9 protein-coding genes and 1 pseudogene are annotated in these 15651 nt (G+C 67.7%); 5 read left to right on the top strand and 5 right to left on the bottom strand.

Annotation, left to right across the window (positions count from 1 at the left end):
* Window positions 1–1047: 1047 nt before the first annotated feature.
* Window positions 1048–1266 carry a hypothetical protein gene (locus tag ACTWNK_RS00485; RefSeq protein ID WP_474301472.1) on the top strand — a complete coding sequence of 73 codons (219 nt, stop codon included), beginning with the start codon at window positions 1048–1050 and terminating at the stop codon, window positions 1264–1266.
* Between the two features lie 98 nt (window positions 1267–1364).
* Here ACTWNK_RS00485 and ACTWNK_RS00480 read toward each other — a convergent pair whose 3' ends face one another.
* Both ACTWNK_RS00480 and ACTWNK_RS00475 read right to left on the bottom strand, forming a co-directional pair.
* Window positions 1365–2351 (bottom strand): peptide deformylase, encoded by a 987-nt coding sequence (locus ACTWNK_RS00480; protein ID WP_474301752.1) that lies wholly within the window; start codon window positions 2349–2351, stop codon window positions 1365–1367.
* 306 nt (window positions 2352–2657) lie between these two features.
* Window positions 2658–2789 (bottom strand): annotated as a pseudogene (locus ACTWNK_RS00475) (helix-turn-helix domain-containing protein); the annotation flags it as partial.
* Window positions 2790–3283: 494 nt separating this feature from the next.
* Here ACTWNK_RS00475 and fxlM point away from each other — a divergent pair.
* Window positions 3284–4537 (top strand): methyltransferase, FxLD system, encoded by a 1254-nt coding sequence (fxlM, locus tag ACTWNK_RS00470; RefSeq protein ID WP_474301471.1) that lies wholly within the window; start codon window positions 3284–3286, stop codon window positions 4535–4537.
* A 144-nt stretch (window positions 4538–4681) separates the two neighbouring features.
* Here the strand turns inward: fxlM and ACTWNK_RS00465 are convergent, their stop codons facing one another.
* Window positions 4682–5047 carry a hypothetical protein gene (locus tag ACTWNK_RS00465; RefSeq protein ID WP_474301470.1) on the bottom strand — a complete coding sequence of 122 codons (366 nt, stop codon included), beginning with the start codon at window positions 5045–5047 and terminating at the stop codon, window positions 4682–4684.
* A 410-nt stretch (window positions 5048–5457) separates the two neighbouring features.
* Here ACTWNK_RS00465 and ACTWNK_RS00460 point away from each other — a divergent pair, with 410 nt between their 5' ends.
* The gene (locus ACTWNK_RS00460; protein WP_474301751.1) at window positions 5458–7593 is read left to right on the top strand and encodes an AAA family ATPase; all 2136 of its coding nucleotides are present in this window, start codon (window positions 5458–5460) and stop codon (window positions 7591–7593) included.
* Here ACTWNK_RS00460 and ACTWNK_RS00455 read toward each other — a convergent pair.
* A complete protein-coding gene (locus ACTWNK_RS00455) occupies window positions 7574–9160 on the bottom strand; it encodes a hypothetical protein (protein ID WP_474301469.1) in 1587 nt (528 codons plus the stop codon). The genes ACTWNK_RS00460 and ACTWNK_RS00455 overlap by 20 nt on opposite strands.
* Before the next feature lie 628 nt (window positions 9161–9788).
* On the opposite strand from ACTWNK_RS00455, the gene ACTWNK_RS00450 reads away from it, so the two are divergent.
* Window positions 9789–11396 (top strand): CDP-glycerol glycerophosphotransferase family protein, encoded by a 1608-nt coding sequence (locus ACTWNK_RS00450; RefSeq protein ID WP_474301468.1) that lies wholly within the window; start codon window positions 9789–9791, stop codon window positions 11394–11396.
* Between the two features lie 42 nt (window positions 11397–11438).
* On the opposite strand, the gene ACTWNK_RS00445 is transcribed toward ACTWNK_RS00450, so the two are convergent.
* On the bottom strand, window positions 11439–13535 hold the full coding sequence (locus ACTWNK_RS00445; RefSeq protein WP_474301467.1) for a hypothetical protein: 2097 nt from the start codon (window positions 13533–13535) through the stop codon (window positions 11439–11441).
* Between the two features lie 379 nt (window positions 13536–13914).
* Here ACTWNK_RS00445 and ACTWNK_RS00440 point away from each other — a divergent pair, with 379 nt between their 5' ends.
* Window positions 13915–15468 (top strand): HNH endonuclease, encoded by a 1554-nt coding sequence (locus ACTWNK_RS00440; RefSeq protein ID WP_474301466.1) that lies wholly within the window; start codon window positions 13915–13917, stop codon window positions 15466–15468.
* Window positions 15469–15651: the final 183 nt, after the last annotated feature.

Genomic DNA, 15651 nt, shown 5'->3' with positions numbered 1-15651 from the left:
CCGGAGTCGGGGACTGCGCCCTCCCGGATCACCCAGCCGAATCCGTTAAGAATATTTTCTGTCTGGGAACATTCGGCTATTCCTCCGGCCAAGAAACCACAAATTGCGAGCCCTGCTCATCTATTTGGGTGAAGGTAGGCGAGAACGACGTTGCGCCCGGCATCTGACCCCATCGGCCAGTGCAGGCAGGGGGTGGTGATGCATCCGCCACTAACCTGCGAGACCTCGGGTTACCCGCTCGGCGGCTGACCGGCGCCGACGGGGGCGAATGTGGCTCTGACCAGTGAGATCTTGGATGACCCGGGCGGGCCCCGCTACGTCCTCGACGCCTGCCCGGACACCGCGTGCTTCGGCGGCGAGAGCGCCTGGTCCCGGCCGCTGATGTCCGGCGCCCTGGCGGACGGGTGGCTGCACGGGCGGGGCACGAGCGATTCCAAAGTCGGCGCGGCGATCTTCGCCCGCTTAGCCACCTGGTCGAACGCGATGCCGGGCGGGGGGCGGGAGCCCGGTGCTGCCGTTCGACGTGGACGAGCACACGGGCGGGTTCGGTGCGCAAAGGCCTACCCTCGAGGGTCCGGACGCCCTAGCCCGTGACGGCGGCGTGATAATCGGATCTCCCGGGATCGACCATGTCGTCACCGGTGGGCATGGCGTCCTGCGCGCACGGATCGGCGTGCACGGGGTCGCAGCGCACTCCGGTGCCCGTTCGCTCTCCCCGAGCGCGATCACGAAAGCCCCAACTGGTGTCGGCGCTGCAGGCCGTCGACCTTTCAGCCACGGCCAGTGAGGCGTTTTCCCACTGTGCGGGAAATTCACCGTCACCGCAATCGCTGGCGGTCAGGGGTACTCCACCATCCCCGATCTCTGCGTGCTGAACGTCGGCATCCGGCTCACCCCGTCGTTCACCGCCGAGGATGCCGGGCTGTCCTTCGTGCCCGAGCAGCCGCGGTGGACGCAGCATGGCCGACGACAGCGGCCACAAGCATCACTTTCACAACCCGCTGGCCGACCTCCCTCCCTACCGGCTCCGCTCTGCGGGCCGCCCTCGTGGACGGCGCCCACGCCGTCGGCCTTGCCCCTACCGCGAAGGACGCCAAGCCGTCGAACATCGGGAAATACCTGGCGAGCCTCGGCATCACCGCGACAGCCGGTTTCGGCGTCGACGGGGCAAGCCTGCACGCCACTGACGAGCGGATACGCGTGGATACCGTCACGCCTGTCCATGCGGCCTACCAGGTTGCTCTGAACGCTCTGCTCGCGCGCTGACCAACCCAGCGACGAGGTTCTACCCCTGAGGGGGTGCCTGCCTCGGTTCAGGCCAGCCCCATGGCTCGGGCGGGAGAGAAGGGGGCTGGGCGATGCTCTCAGGCTGGGCTGCGCCCTCCACCGGTCGGCCACGGGTGCCCGCTTCCCCGGTACTCCGCGACCGGGATCGGCTGAACATCCGGCCGCATCCGGTCGGTGTACAGGCGGCCGTGCAGGTGGTCGACCTCATGAGCGACAAGCCGGGCCAGGCCGTCAGAGACGGCCGTGATCATGCGCTGTCCGGCCAAGCTGGTGTGCTCCACTTCCAGCCCGAGCGTGCGAACGACCATGCCCCGCACGTCGAAGAAGCTCAGACAGCCCTCGTATTGCTCGTCGCTTTCCGGGGCTTCGGCGATGACGCTCGGGTTGAGCAGGATGATCGGTTCAGCGTCGGGATCGGGCGGGATGACGATCGCCGCCGCGCGGCCGACACCGATCTGCGGTGCCGCCAAGCCCAGCCCCTTGCCGAACACGTGATGTTCGCGAACCCGCTGGAGCGCGGCGAAAAGCTGGTCGACGACTATTTCCGCTGCCGCTGCTTCGGCAGGTAGGTCGAACGGCGCGGCCACGGCGGCCAGGATCGGGGCGCCGGACTGCACGATACCTGCGGCTTTCATGCGATCGCTGCTGGTGCGCAGGAGCGGCGGAGTGTTCGCGGTGTCGTCGTGGTCGGCCAGGCGCCACTCCAGCCGGTAGCGAGCGCCGAGTGGCGTCTCCGCCGTAGCCCAGGTGAAGACCGTCGTTTGCTCGACCTGCGTGCGGGTGATCGGCGTCCGGAGGGCAACGGCCTCGGCGGTGGTGGACGTCTCGGTCCCCCACACCACCGGCTCGAGACCGGCCGGGAACTCCAGAGTCACACTGAGGTGCTCAGTCGGCAACCGGACTGCCCGCTGGAACCAGTTTCCCCATTTGGTGTCGCCGACGGTGTAGGAGTAGGTGATGGTCGCGCGCTGGCCAGGGTAGAGCGGGAACATGCCGCGATCGTTGTCGAAGCGCAGCCACGCCTCCTTGAAAGAGTCGCGGTCGTGCTTGGGCTGCCAGCCCATCGGCTCACCGTCGCAGGATGCCGTCAGGGCCAGCTCCTGCCAGGTGAGCGGGCTGCGCCGGTAGTGCTCGTTGGACCTCTCGGGTTCGCCCGGGTACCGATCCACACTGATGCGCACCAGGTAGCGGGTAACCGGCTCGGTCCCGGCGTTGAACAGGCACCGCCGCATCGTGGCGGTGTAGACGCCCGCACGGTAGGACAGCAGCGCGTGGTCGTCCTCGACCACCAGGCCATCCGCGCCGGCGTGCCCGTCGGCGGCAGACGTCTTGCGGTCCAGGGCCGCCTGCTGCCAGGCTCGCCACAACTCGCCACCGGCCGAAAGCGTCGCATCGGCGCGGCGGGCGAAGTCGATCCCCGCCTGGTGACGACCCGCCTCGACGTGGCTGACGGAGGACGGGTCAACGCCTATAGCCGCGGCCAGGGCCTTCTTGGTCATGTTGCGCCGCTCGCGTCAGGCGGCGAGCGCGGCCCCGAACTCCGGTGGCTGTCCTTCACGGATGCGACCCATGCCCTCATCTTCGCGCGTCGATAGGACTAGCGCACGAGGTGGCGTGAGTGAGGGGTTGTCACGCTTGCCTCACGCACACATGTGAGGTCTTCTGAGCATGCTGCAGTCACCGGTAGGTCCCCTGCCCGCGCTGGAGAGGAGCCTTCTCGATGCCCAGCCCTCGCAGGTCTCGGGCGGCAGCGACACGAGAGCGTCACCGTTCACAGGCCCGGACGTGCCCGCTTCGCCGCCATGGAGGGGTTCAGCTGTTCGGGGAGAGCGTTCATGTGGGGAAATCCGGTGTCGGTGCCGACCGCCCTGCGCGATGTGCCGGGCGCGGCGTGCACGCATGACTAAGCTCCGCCCGGTGACCGTCAGCCTGCCGTCACCCGGCGGCTGATCGACACGACCGTGAACGAGGACCCGCTCGGCAAGGAAGGAACACCGTGACGAACGTGACCAGCACCGGCACCACCACTCAGATGCACGTTGAGGCTGCGACGCTGCGTGAGGCTCTGGTGAGCGAGCTTCGTGAGCGGGGAGCGATCCAGTCGCAGGCGGTGGCCGCCGCGGTCGCCGCCGTTCCGCGGCACGTGTTCCTGCCCGGGCTGACGCTGGCCGCCGCCTACACCGCCGACAACGCCCCGGTCATCAAGAAGGACAGCGACGGGCTGACACTCAGCTCGGTGTCTGCCGTGCACCTGCAGGCCACCATGCTGGAGGCAGCAGACATCCGGCCCGGGATGAGCGTGTGTGAGGTCGGCTCGGGCGGTTACAACGCGGCCCTCATCGCCGAACTCGTCGGTGATGAGGGCCGGGTCGTCACCATCGACATTGACCCCGACATCACCCGGCGCGCCCGCGCCTTTCTCGACCAGGCCGGATACCACCAGGTCGAGGTGGTCCTGGCGGATGCCGAACGAGGCGCGCCCGAGAAGGAACGGATCGACCGGATTATCGTCACCGCCGGAAGCTGGGACATCCCGCCCCCGTGGCTGGAGCAGCTCGCCCCGCACGGCCGGATCGTCGTTCCGCTGCGCCTCAAGGGCACCACCCGCTGGATCGCGTTCGACCGCGACGAGTCCGGAACCCTGGTGAGCCGCGACTACGGGCTGTGTGTCTTCGTCCCGTTTCAGGGAACCGGCTCGCACACCGAACCGACCCTCACCGTCGAGGACGGCGTGGTGGTGCGCGTCGACGGTGACACCGCGCACCTTGATGCCGGAGCGCTACGCGACGCGCTGCACCAGCCGCGCCTCGAGTACTGGTCCGGCGCGCTCTTCGATTTGCCCGACGAGCAGATGCTGTACCTGCTCACCAACGACCCCGGCATGGCGCTGCTGTACGCCGACCAGGCGGCCGTCAACACGGGCCTGTTGGCCCGCCCGGCGCTCCTGGGCGTGCCCGTCCTGATCGACGGCGACAGCTTCGCCTACCGCGCCGCCCGCCCGAACGAGGCGATGAGCAGCGGATACGAGAGCGGCGTGCACGCACACGGCCCCTCGGCCGAGAAGGTCGCCGACCGGTTCATGGAGCTGCTGCGCCAGTGGGCCGACAGGTACCACCGGCGCGGCGCCGCGTCCATCCGCTACCTGTCGGCACCCCCGACCGTGCCCGGCCACGACTCGGCTGCCGTACCGGCCCCGTCCAGCGGGGTCATCGCCAAACACCACGGAATCGTAGTGGTGACTTGGCCCTAGACATGTGTCGGGCTCACTGGAGCCCTCCGGTCGACGGAGCAGGGTCAGCGCATGAGCGCCGCCATGGTGAGAAGCGCTGCCTGGGCGGCGCAAACGCAGATCGAGCATCGCGCAGTGGCCGCTGGCACACGCCCATCGTTGCCGTCATGGGCGTGTGCCGAAGCTGACAGACCCGATATGACCTGCCTGCACCACGTTGCCGTGGACGGTTGCCGAGCCGGTGATGGTGTTGGTCGTGCTGGCAAGCTGCAATGTCTGCTGCGTCTGCTGAGCCCAGGACGTCAATTCCTGCTCGAACTCGGCATCGGCTTCAGCTCGCTCGCGCAAAACCGTGACCACGCGTTCCAGGGTGGCAGTATCGGCGGCCTCAAGAACGGCGATCTCGGAAGCATCGCTGCCAAAACGTCGTTTTGCGCTCTCCACCAGGGAGGCCCAAGCACTTTTTCCGACCTCACCCGCAGCGCCGCCTAAGAGCGCCGCAAGGACTTCGGTGACCAGGGTGGCATCCACTTCTTCTCCCGCCGTCGTTGGTCTGCAGTGTGTGACACGGGCGCACGTGATGCGCAGCCCAGCTTTATCAACCGGAGAGCACGCCTGCAAGGGGGTGACACCATGGCTGCCGATGCTGCGCCCCTTGAGCACACCATCACATCTGCACTCATCACCTACCGGCCTACCGGCATCGGGGCAATGGAGGAGGCCTTCTCGCAGACCGGTCACTGCGCGGCCACCACAGGTAGCCCGAAACCTGTGTTATGGCATCTCCCGAATGCAGGAGTTCTGAATCTCGCCCACCTCGAGGCCGTGAGGCAGCGGCCAAGAAATCCCACCGCAGCAATCAGATATTTTCCGCACGCCCCGATTTCTGCCGCCTCAGCCCCGTGGAGACGCGGAAAGCGCTACCTTTGCTGTGAGTGATCATGATCTGGAGTGGGGTGCGGACAATGGAACACTCCGACGCAGAGGTCGCACGCCCCGGCAACACGCTCGGTGGGAACGCGCACGCCGGAAACGTCGTCCAGGTTGCCGGACATGTGTTCGGAGATATCCGTTTCACCAACAGCGGCGATCCTGCAGTGCCGCGAACCACTCCGCCACCGACGCCCGGCTTCGTCGACCGGCACGACATTCTCGCCTCGCTGGCGGCTGCGGTCGCTGATGCGGCCCTGCCCCCTCGGGTGGTCGTCCTCACCGGTCCGCCCGGTGTGGGTAAGCGTGCGGCAGCCCGCCGCTACGCACGGCACGCGCGTGAGCGCTTCCCCGGCGGGGACCTGTATGTCGACTGTGAGCACTTCGGCGCCGGTTCCGGACCGGTGGACATCGCAGGCATGCTTGCCGCATGCCTCAGCGCGCTGGGCGTCGCCGAGGCCTTCATGCCTGCCGGTCTGGCCGCGCGAGCCAACTGCCTGCGCTCGCGCACGGCCAGCCAGCCCGTCATGATCGTGATGGAGAACGCCAGGGAAGCGGCCCAGATCAGGACGCTGATGCCGAACGCCGATGGAAGCCTTCTCCTCGCAACCACCCATGACGACCTGTCGGAACTGCGGGGTGAGGGCGCCCTGTTCCTCGACGTGGCCCAGCTGGATGACAGCAACAGCCTGGCCCTGTTCGCCGCCGTCGCCGGACTCGCCGAGGACGTGGTGCTGGCGCCCTCAGCTGACGCGCTGGTGCGGCTGTGCGCCGGGCTTCCGCTTGCCATCTGCGTGGCGGCCGGTCGGGTGGCGAGCAACCCGGGTATGAACCTGACCGATCTCGAAGCGGAACTCGCTGATGAACGTCAGCGGCTGTCAGCCTTGACCCTGGGAGGCAAGCCGATCGTGTCCTCCACGTTCAGCACGGCCTACGCCCGCCTGCCCGAGCCCGTTCAGCACCTGTACCGTGCGCTGGGCCTGTTTCCGGGTGTGGTGATCTGCGCGGAGTCGGCCGCGACGGCGGCGTCGATCTCCCGCGCACAGGCGCGTGAGGATCTCGGCGTTCTGGTTCGCAGCCGTTTGATCGTCGCGCACGCCCCCGACCGCTACCAGTTTCACGAGCTGATCCGGCTGCACGCCGCCGAGCAGGCTCTGCAGATCCCGCACGAGCGGCGCGAGGCGATCGTGCAGCAGATCGTGAGCCACTATCTCGGGCGGGCCGCGCAAGCCGATCTTGCGGTGATGGGTGAGCGGACCAGGATCACCGACATGGCACCGATTCTTCAGCACGCAGAAGCCTTCGCCGGACGGCAGGATGCCCTGAACTGGCTGGATGCCGAGCGCCCCAATCTGGTCGAGGTGGTACGGCTGGCCGCGCGCTGTGGCGCGGACACGATCGCCTGGCAACTCGCCGAGGTGCTCAGCGGCTACTACCTCAACCACCGCCACCTGGGCGACTGGATCGCCACCAGCACCACCGGCATCCAAGCCGCCCAGCGCACGGGAGACGAACGCGCGGAGGCCCGCTTGCGCATGCTGGTCTCCCGCGCCTACGCCGACCAGGGCGAATGGGAGCAGGCCGACGCCGAATCGCTGCGAGCGGTCGAGCTCACCCAGCAAGGGGATGACGCGGTTGTCCAGGCGTCGGCCTGGGAGTTTCGTGGCCGCTACCTCGATCGGCAGCAACCATCGGCGGCGATCGACGCCTACCGGCGCGCCCATGACCTCAACGTCGAGGCCAGCGAGTGGCGCGGTGTCGCCCTGGTTCTCTACTTCATGGGCCGCACCACGCGCAGGCTGGGTGAGCAGCAGCGTGCGGCCCAGCTCCTGCTTCAGGCGCGCGATCTGCTGTTCTGGCTGGGTGACACGCGAATGAAAGCGCGCGTGGACATCGATCTCGGTGCCGCCCTCGCCGAAGCGGGCGATGACAACGGCGCCGAGGCCATCCTGCACCAGGCGGCGCACGAGCTGCAGGGACTGCACTACGAGGCCGACGTCCACCTCGCCCTGGCCGACCTCGCTGAGCGGCGGGGTGAGCGGGAGAAGGCTCAGGAGCATCTGCGTGCCGCTTTGCGCATCTTCCAGCAGGCAGGCCACCCCCAAGCCGACGCTGTCGCCGCCCGGCTCAGCGCGCCTGACGCGTGATGTCAGCCAGGATCAGCAGTCGTTCGCAGGTGCCTGTGCGCAGCCTCACCACCCCGTCGGGGATGAGCCCTGAGCGCCAGCAGCTGTAGAGAGCCGAGGTCGTCAGCACCGGGTCAGCTGCCGGTCCGTCTGTCTGCAACATGCGAAAGATCCGGCCGTCTCGCAGCCTGGCCACATCTCCTTCAGCAGCCGGGGCTGTTGCCATCAACGCTCCTGGATAGTGCTCCAGGCTCTGACGGGTCCACGCCAGGGCGTCGGTTGCGGAGGTGGTACGGTGCCGCACGATCACGGAGGCGTTGCCCACCAGGAGGCGGTCGGGTTCGTCCTCGTAGCACGCCAGATGCCGATACACCCCTGCTTCGCCCGGGTTGTCGTGGCGGCCTCGGGTGGGGTAACGCCACACTCGAACGTGCGATTGCGCGCCACCTGTCGAGTGGACGGTGAACGAGCGGGGATGAGCGCTGTCGGCTGCGGGTTCCTCCACCGCACGGGCCGAGGCCGGGAAACCGGGTTCAGGCAGGTGTAGCAGTTCGTAGACGAAGCGGCGTAGCTCATTTCCGGCCCTGCCACGCAGCGCGAACATCTGGTGGGCGAGCTGGCGTGACCGCATCGGCTGGTGGGCGTCGATCGCGTCGCGGAGTTGCTGCTGGATCGGTCGATCGTCTCTGAGGGTCGGCGCCAGCGCCCGCAGCCGATCCGGAGGCGTGCCCTTGATCACTTCGTCGCTGGGCTCCGACAGCAGGGTGGGCCTGCCGAGGGCTGCGCCGTACAGGGTGACCGATCCATGATCGCCGATGACGTAGTCGGCGGCGATCAGTGCCGCCTGCCAGCCGTGGGCGGGGTGAATCCGCACCAGCCCCATCTCATGGGCGTCGGCCAGCACCTGCTGCAGGTGATAGGCCCCGTGCCAGGACACGATGTTGGGATGGGCCACCAAGACGACCCGGCATTCGTCCCACGGCAGCTCCCGCAGCACGCGCGCCGGCAGGTCGGGGCGGCGCCCCATCAGCGAGTCGGCCCGCCAGGTCGAAGACAGCAGCACAACCTGCTGGCGGCCTTCGACCCCGAGTAGGTGACGGTAGTGCTCGCGCAGAGCCTCACTCGCCGTCAGCCGATCGTAGGTGGGGTCTCCCAGCAGCACGCAGTGATCAGCTGCTTCAGGGGTCAGCTCACGCAGGGCGGCTTGCTGCTCGGGATGGGAGATCGCCATCCAGACGCGCCGATCCTCGCGAAAGGGCCCCGGCACCACCCCCGACACCCGTTCACCGGCCGAGTGTGAATCGGGGACCATTTTGTGAAAACCGATGCCGTGCGGCAGGACCAGGACGGGGGCCTGGATCCGGCTCACGTCGACATTTTCGCTTGCAGTGATGACCGTGTCGCATTCGAGGTTCTGCGCGGTGTCCCACGACAGCAGGCGGGCGCCCGCCCTCGTCAGAAACTCATGCGTGCCGTCACTGAAAGCCGATGAGTCGTCGAGGGCGAACACGACCTGCACGCGGTCATCACCCCGAAAGATCGAAAGGGCATCGATCAGCCTGATGGCCGAGGTGTAGGTGCGGGCCACCGCCAGGACGACCCGCGTGGAGGTCAGGGTTTGCCAGCGTCCGGACGCAGGATCAGACCTTCGTGACGGGAGAGCTTCATTCGCCACGAAGGGGCACCCCTATCGCGTGGTCGCGTGGTCGCGTGGTCGCGTGGTCGCGTGGTCGCGTGGTCGCGTGGTCGCGTGGTCGCGTGGTCGCGTGGTCGCGTGGTCGCGTGGTCGCGTGGTCGCGTGGTCGCGTGGTCGCGTGGTCGCGTGGTCGCGTGGTCGCGTGGCAATTTGATTATCTCATCCCGAACAACAAAAGTAAATCGAATACTCATTCACAGAATGGCCCACACGAAGGAGTTTAGAACAAACCACTCTCTCCCTTTCTTAGTGCGAGCCCGGCCCGAACTTTTCCGCCATTGCCATAGCGTCACACAACACGAACACATGATCACTCGCGGTTCACAGCGATCGGAGCATTGCCCACCAGTCGATCTTGGAGTGGGTCCTGCCAGTCGATCAAGTGTACGGCCGGCATTCGTTGACGATAGGCTCCGCCTGCGAATATGCCGACCGGATTTTGGGAAGCCACGAGGGGCGGCGGGGATTGCGCAGGTGGGACGAGGGCGGTCGATGGGCGACCATCCGTGGACACAAGCGCGTGCTGGCCGTGGCCCGCAACCTGACGTCGGCAGGGCGATTGCTGGATGTCGTGCCCCTGTTCGGCACCGACGCACGCGTGCAGACGGTGTTCACCACCGCCCGCGGATCCGCGTTCGATGACGGACTCGACGGGTTCCTGTCCCAGGCGCAAGCTCACGTCCTTCCTTGGCATGAAGCGATCAGAACCGACTTCGATCTTGCGTTGTCGGCCTCGGCCAACGGTGATCTCGATCAACTGAAAGCGCCGGTCCTGCTCATACCGCACGGAGCCGGCCACAATCGCCTGCTACGAACGGCCTCGGGCTACAGCAGCGAGGTGTCGGGGCTGGCCCGCAGCCAGCTCGTCCGTGCCGGGGCGCTCGTCCCGTCCGCGATCGCCTTGTCCCACGAAGACCAATTGGAGCGTCTGGCCCGTTGCTGTCCGGAAGCGGTGCCCATCGCCGTGGTGACCGGCGATCCGGTGTTCGACCGTATCGTCGAGCATCTGCCCCGCCGTGACCGTTACCGCTCACATCTGGGGGTGGCACCCGGTGAGAGGCTGGTGCTGATCAGCTCGACGTGGGGGGAACATTCGCTGCTGGGCACCAGCATCTCCCTGCCGTCGCGGCTTCGGCATGAGCTTCCCCTCGACGAGTTCCGGGTCGCCTTGGTCGCACATCCGAATGTGTGGAAGCGCTACGGCGGTTTGCAGTTGCGGCTGTGGCTGGCCGACGCCCGAGCGGCGGGCGTCATGATCATCCCTCCGGAACAGGGATGGCAGGCGGCGCTCATCGCCGCCGACGCGATCGTGGGGGATCATGGTTCGGTCACCTTCTACGGCGCGGCGCTGGATCGCCCTGTCCTGCTGGCCTCATCAGGCGCAGAAGGCGAGGAGCTGGATACGGCCTCACCCACGGCGGAGCTGAGCCGGACCGCACCGCGACTCGACGTTCACCGTCGCTTGCACCAGCAGGTCAGCGCCGCCATCGCCGGGCATGTGCCCGGCTCCTACCAGGCGGTGACCAGCCGCACCCTGCGCCATGTCGGCTCGGCCCAAGACAACCTGCGCGCGCTCATCTACCGGCTGATGAATCTCCCCCACGGGCCTGCCCGCGCCCCCATGCCCCCGCTGCCGGAGCCGTTGATGGAGCGTGAGGAACCCTGTGCCTTCCTCGCGCGCGCCGACCCGGATGACAGCGCACGCTCCACGCTGCACCGGTACCCGGTCACTCGAGCAGACGTCCGCGGTGAAAGCGAAGAACTTCATTTGGTGGTGAGTGAGGAGGAACTCGATCGGCGCCTCAAGGAAAGCGCGGCCATCATCATCGGGCACAACCGCCCGAGGCCCTGGCTGGTCACTGCGCTGGATCAGTTTCCCGGAGCCGCACTCTCGGCGTCGATCACCTCCCCCACCCAGGTGTGGGTACGGCTCCGCCGCCACCACGACGACCTTCTCATCAGCGCGGTCGAGGCCACCGGCCACATCGATCCGGCATGCCTGCCGTCGATCCTCTACAGCTGGATCCTGGCCGGGCGGCCGCTGGCCTGCGTGGTGGCTGGCGAGTTCACCGCCGTCGTGGGCGCACAGGAGGCTCGCATCAAGGTGACCCCCCCCCCGCTTGTTTAGGACCGCCCTCCGCCGGGAGTGCCGGCGCGAAAGCGGGCGGCCCTATTGGCTCAGCCGCTCGCCGAGCTCGCGTGCCATCACCTGGTTACCGGATGCCTCACACAGCCGCAGCGCGTGTTCCAGCAGCCGGCGCTCCTGCCGCACATCGCCCGCCTGCGCGGCCAGATCCGCCATGAAACGCAATGCCCGCACCTGCTTGACGACGTTTCGATGTTCTTGCACGATCACCAGGCCCCGACGCAAGCTGTCGGCGGCATCGGCCAGACGCCCCACTTTGTGGTAGGCCTGGCCCAGTTCAACCGCGATCTTCCCTTGGGTCAGTTCCTCACCCAGATCCACCATGATCGACAAGGCGTGCTCGAAAGCGTCGACCGCCTCACCGAAGCGTCCCGTGCACGCCAGCGCCAATCCCAGGTGGTAGGTCTGCAAGCCCACGCCACGCGGCCGACCGAGGTCCTGGTGAATGGCCAGAGCGCGGCCGAACCACTCGGCGGCCCTCTCCCCCCGCTGCTGCGCCAGCTCGGCCTGCCCGAACGACTCCAAGACAATCGCCACCAGCCGCAGATCCTCAGCCCGCTCGGCCGCCTCAGCGGCCCGCTCCAGTTCGCCTGCCGCAGCGCCGAAATCGCCGAGCTCGATCAGTGCCCTGGCCACCTGGTTACGCATCCTCGCCTCGGCGGCGGCATCGCCGAGCGCACGCGCGGCCTTCGCCCCCAGCCTGCTGACCTCCAGCCAGTCGGCGTAGTGGCGGCGCTGGTCATACAAAGCCCACAGAGCCTCCGCCATCTGCCACACCAGGTCATGCCACCCCGCGTCTGAGGCCTGGCGTAGCAGCGCCAGCACATTCGCGCGCTCAGCCTCCAGCCAGTCCAGTGCCTGCCCGGCGGTAGTGAAAGGGGTAAGCACACCAGCCGCTGACTGCGGCGCCAAGCGGATCCGATCACCCATGATGATCCGATCAGCCACCGAGACCACGTCGCGATACCACGTGCTCACCGCGTGCAGGGCGGCCTGGTGATCGCCGGGGGCGAGTTCCCGCTCGGCGCAATGCGCCGCGTGCACCCGGACCAGGTCATGCATCGCATAGCTACCGCAGCCAAGCTCTTCGACAAGGTGCGCCTCCAGCAGAGCCTCTACCAGTCGCTCGCCGTCACCTTCGACAACGACGGTGACGGCTTGCGCCGAAAGCGACGACAGCGGCAACACCCCGAACAACTGATACAGGCGGGCCACCTGCGGTGCCAGCTCCCGATAGGCGGACTCGAACACCTCAAACACCGCGTTGCCCCCCTCCATCGCAAAGCGGTCAAGCCGCCGACGTGCGTCCCCGAGCTCGTCAACGAGCCTGCTCAGCGTCAGGTTCGGCCGCTGCACCAGCCGGGCCGACAGCACACGCAACGCGATCGGCAACCCGCCGCACAACCGGGCGAGAGTCTCGGCGCACTCCTGATCGCCCGATGTCCTCTCAGCACCGGCCACCTGCGCCATCAGGTGAACACTCTGCTGCGGGGTCAGTGGCCTGACCTGAACCGATCGTGCGCCTTCGACCATCAGCCCGCCGAGCCGGCGCTGGCTGGTGACCACCACGGCGCTGAAACCCGACGACGGCCGCAACGGCGCCACCTCCGCCGTCTGCTGGACATTGTCGACCAGGACCAGCAGCTTGCGCCGGAAGGTGGTCGAGCGATACAGCGCCATCCTGTCGGCGAGGCTCGCCGGAATCAGCTCTTCGGCGATGCCCAGCGAGCGCAGGAAACCTCCCAGCACATCACTGACCTCGACCCCGCCGCCATGGCGAAAGGCCCGCAAGTCGACATAGAGATGCCCGTCCTCGAAACGCTCACCCACCCCATGAGCCCAGCGATGGCATATCGCGCTCTTGCCCACCCCGCCCAATCCGCTCACGACGACCGTCATCGGCTCATCCGCAGCCTCGGCCTCGCTCAGGTACTCGCTCAGCAGCGAGAGTTCCACACGCCGATTCACAAACCCGACCGGCAGCGGCGGTAACTGGCGCGGCGCAGCCGTCAAGGACGGAAACGCCGGCGCTTGAAGGATCACCGTCCCGATCGAGCCCGCCTGAACCACCGACCCGGAAATCTGACCAGAAATCTCATTGCGCACCTCGGGCTCGGTCATCGCGCTCGCTCCCACCCAGGAGTCCGATCCTCACAACCGTGCGAAACGAGTGTTCCCCCTCCCCCACCCCGGCGCAACCCAACGCAGCCGATCTACAGCGACCTGCGGTCGGTCCGAGCCGCGACCATCACGTGCCCCGGCGCTCGACGAGCACATCCCCAAAGCCCCTCCCCCTCCTCGCTCGGGCCGCCCGGCGGCGCCTCCTCTCCTGACGCGCTGGAGCCGAAGATCGGCTTCGCGTGGGCGACAACCTCACGCCAGCACCCCTCGGCGCACGCAGAGGTAGCCCGACCTGGACCGCCCCCTCACCATCGCGCCCGCTAAGCTCCCCCTGCATCGCTCCCCTCCCGGTCGCGACCACGGAAGAGAGGGCACGACGATGACCGCGGCGGGTGCTGGCTCCGACCTCCCGGCACCCCCCATCGGCGGCGGCCCGGCCCCTGTCGGCTACCGGCCCGCAGAGCCGATGGCGGTGCGCCCACTGGATCTAGGACTGCCAGCCGGTCTGGACGCCCCCATCTACAGCCACCACAGCGACCACTGGCCTCACCGCCCGTGGATCAACCCCGAGCGATGGCCACCTCGCCCCGAAGACCTGCTGACCCGCGAGGAGCTTGCCACCCTCGGCTGCCGCCCGCGCAACGACCTGCGACCTGATGCCTACCAGGTCGGCCCCGCCCTTTGGCGGCATGACCACGACCGCCACGGAAACCCGGTGGGCCCGGCAGAGTGGAATGACAAGGTGGTCAGTGTGGACTGGGCGAGCATCGGCCGCGCCGCCCAGCCTTGGTGGGACACCTTCTCCCGCAACACGCTTCAGGGCGGCTGGGTGATCTACCCTTGCCGGCCGCTCTACAGCCGAAGCGCCGCGCCAGGACGGCATGCGCCACCCACGCGCGAAGAGCACCGCATCGACCGCGAGGCCGCAGCCCACTGGGCGTGCCAGGCGTTGGATGACGACGTCGTCATCCTGGCGTTCAACGCCATCGGATCCTCAAACGACCGCGATGATCCACGGTTGCGCGCCACCCCGTACGAAATCGCCCTCCTGGCTTCAGACGGCAGCACCTTGCTGAACACCGCGCTCGACCCGGAGTGGCACTCCTCGTCGATCTCGCCTGGCCAGCTTCGATCCGCGCGCCTCGCCCGCGCCGACCTGGCAGCCGCCCCGGTATTCGCCGCAATCCGCGATCATCTCGGCGCGCTCCTTGATGGCCGCCGCGTCATCGCCTACGATCGCGCCCGCACTTATGGCCTCCTGTACGGGGCCTTGGAATACGCGTCGCTAGGCGACTGCGTCCCATCCGGTGCCTGGCTGATGGATCATGACACGCAGCTCGCATGGCTGGGACGATCACGCTGGGCATGCGCCCAGTTGTGGCACAGCTCCTACGCCGGCGCCTGGGACGAGGGCGCAAGGCGCCGCCTCCTGCTGCCCGAACCGCCAGCACCCGCCGCAGCCAAAGCTCGCCGCACACTCGATCTGTTGCGTGAGATGGCCGAGCCCGTGACGGCCTACCGCCGCATCGCCTCACGGCTCGCCCCGGACAATTCCGGCGAGAAACGCTCCACGCATGTTCAGCGGTCAGCCCGAAGCTCTACCGTCCGCCAAGCCGTCCTGCACCGGAGTCAGGGTGCCTGCGAGAATCCCACCTGTCCGAGCCCCCATTACACCGACGATCTCACCGACGGCGGTGAACCACTTCTCGATGTGGATCACATCGAGGATCTGGCGACGGGCGGTGCCGACCATCCTTCCTCCATGATCGCACTCTGCCCCAACTGCCACCGCGTCAAGACCCACGGAACCACCCGGGAACAACTCAGGGAAACCCTTCGCACCGCCGCCAGCGTCGCACACGCCCGCTGGTCCGGCACAAGTCCCACTCCGTCCAACCATCAACAGGCTGTCCCCGACCGCGCCCATCACTGATGGTGGCCGCCCTTAACCATTAGTACTGCCAGGCATGGCTATAGAAATGCGTGCTGCAGCCGCACAAGGCCGAGCACGAGAGGGGCCACGTGATCACTGATTGCAGCGGGAACTTGCTGCGCGATCCGGCTCAGGCTCTTATCAACACCGTGAACACCGTGGGCGTCACGGAAGGGGGTGCCC

The sequence above is a fragment of the Nonomuraea sp. IBHARD001 genome (assembly GCF_056106265.1).
This window is presented reverse-complemented; position numbering and strand designations above follow the sequence as displayed.